Consider the following 1,378-nt stretch of genomic DNA (forward strand, 5'->3'; position numbering starts at 1 on the left):
GCAGCGGGTAGTTCGCGGCGGCTTCGAAGAACGACATAAACTATACTCGTGTGTAAGCGATGAGGCGCGCCGTTAAATGGCGGAGCCAAGCATGAATATGGGGAGGTACATTGCGATCATTAGGCCGCCGACGAGTACGCCGAGTATGGACATAATGAATGGTTCTAAAAGTGACGTTAGCGTATCGACGGCATTATCGACGGCATCCTCATAATGATTTGCTACTTTATCCAGCATTTCGTCTAGCGAGCCGGATTCCTCGCCAATTGATACCATTTGCAAAAGCATGCTGGGGAATAAGTTGGTAAATTTTATTGACGAATAGAGCGTTTGTCCCGTTGTGACATCATCGCGAATTTGGATGATAGCTTTTGAATAAACAGCATTACCTGCAGCGCCAGCAACGGAATTAAGGGCATCAACTAACGGTACTCCGGCGCCAAAGGTCGTTGCTAAAGTACGAGAGAATCTTGCTATCACCGAGTTGTAAACTATGTCTCCGATCGCAGGAATACGTAGCATCATTTTGTCAACCCAGTCCGAGAATTTTTTGGATTTTTCCCGTGCTTTTTTGAATGCGGCAGTACTTACAATTACAATGATTAATAAGATATACCAATTCGCTTGCATCCATTCTGACATGCTAACGACCATTTTGGTGAAGGCAGGCAAGTCAGAACCGAAGCTCTCAAACGTAGAGGCAAACTGCGGGACGACTTTTATTAAAAGAATTGTAGTAACGATGGCCGCGACCACCAGTACCGCGATTGGATATGTTAGGGCTTTCTTGATTTTCGCTTTAAGTGCCTCGGTTTTCTCTTTATAGGTGGCAACCCTATCGAGCATAATTTCAAGGGTACCGGATGCTTCGCCAGATTCGATTAGACTGCAAAAGAGTTCGTCAAAATATTTGGGGTGCTTAGCGCAGGCTGCGGCAAAGCCGCCACCTGATGCAACTTCATTTTTAATGTCGTTAACTAAGTCTTGCATGGTAGGGTTGTCGAGTCCCTCGGCAACGATGTCGAAGCTTTGGACTAAGGGCACGCCCGCTTTAAGCATGGTTGCCATTTGTCGAGTGAAAATGGAAATATCGGCCGGCTTGATCGCCTTCTTACTGCTAAATAATGGTTTTGATTTTTTCTTAACGTTCTTAGCTGCAATGCCTTGTTTGCGTAAGTGGGCTTTAACAATGGCTGAAGAGGGGGCGTTTAATTCGCCGCGAGTCTTTCGACCCTGCTTGTCTACACCCTGCCATACAAAAGTATCATTTTTCGCTGCAGTTGCCATCGCTAATCCTTGGTAACCCGGTTAACTTCTTCAAGGCTGGTAACGCCCTGCGCGCATTTCATTAGCGCAGACTGACGTAAATTATTAAAAC

1 protein-coding gene is annotated in these 1,378 nt (G+C 45.9%); it reads right to left on the bottom strand.

The window, feature by feature from the left end; genetic code table 11:
• Positions 1–72 precede the first annotated feature (72 nt).
• A complete protein-coding gene (locus tag ABYP33_RS19245) occupies positions 73–1,287 on the bottom strand; it encodes a type II secretion system F family protein (RefSeq protein WP_373092976.1) in 1,215 nt (404 codons plus the stop codon).
• Positions 1,288–1,378 lie beyond the last annotated feature (91 nt).

Origin of the sequence: Zhongshania sp. (assembly GCF_041584495.1) — a bacterium.
In the GTDB taxonomy this organism is placed as follows: Bacteria; Pseudomonadota; Gammaproteobacteria; order Pseudomonadales; family Spongiibacteraceae; genus Spongiibacter.